Origin of the sequence: Pantoea sp. BAV 3049, assembly GCF_009765445.1 — a bacterium.
GTDB lineage: Bacteria > Pseudomonadota > Gammaproteobacteria > Enterobacterales > Enterobacteriaceae > Erwinia.
Map to the genome: position 1 here is coordinate 1 of NZ_WHOY01000019.1, position 493 is coordinate 493.

Genomic DNA, 493 nt, shown 5'->3' on the forward strand with positions numbered 1-493 from the left:
TGAAGATACCTTCCTCCGAAGTGTCCACAACAGATTGTCTGATAGAAAAGTAACGAGCAGAAAAAACCTCTACAGGCTTGTAGCTCAGGTGGTTAGAGCGCACCCCTGATAAGGGTGAGGTCGGTGGTTCAAGTCCACTCAGGCCTACCAAATTTCATCTCATGCGGCGTTATGTGCGCGGTCGTTTACCTGAAGTAAACTTCCCTTCCGCATGCCTTGCCTGAGAAGAAATGACATTTCTCCTGAAAAAGTAATGTTACTCCTCGCGAGTGGGTAGTAGTGGTCTCTGCAGTAACTGTATGGGGCTATAGCTCAGCTGGGAGAGCGCCTGCCTTGCACGCAGGAGGTCAGCGGTTCGATCCCGCTTAGCTCCACCATGCAGTTTACAACGATACTTCAGAGTGTACCGGCAACGGTATGCTGCGAAGTATTATGCTCTTTAACAATCCGGAACAAGCTGAAAATTGAAACGACATGTCGTTTTCATTCTCCG

Annotated in this window: 2 tRNA genes; both read left to right on the top strand. The window is 48.9% G+C overall.

Features of this window, described 5'->3' with window-relative positions:
* The first annotated feature begins 73 nt into the window (after positions 1-73).
* Positions 74-150, top strand: a tRNA-Ile gene (locus tag GSQ70_RS00655).
* A gap of 151 nt (positions 151-301) precedes the next feature.
* Positions 302-377, top strand: a tRNA-Ala gene (locus GSQ70_RS00660).
* Positions 378-493: the final 116 nt, after the last annotated feature.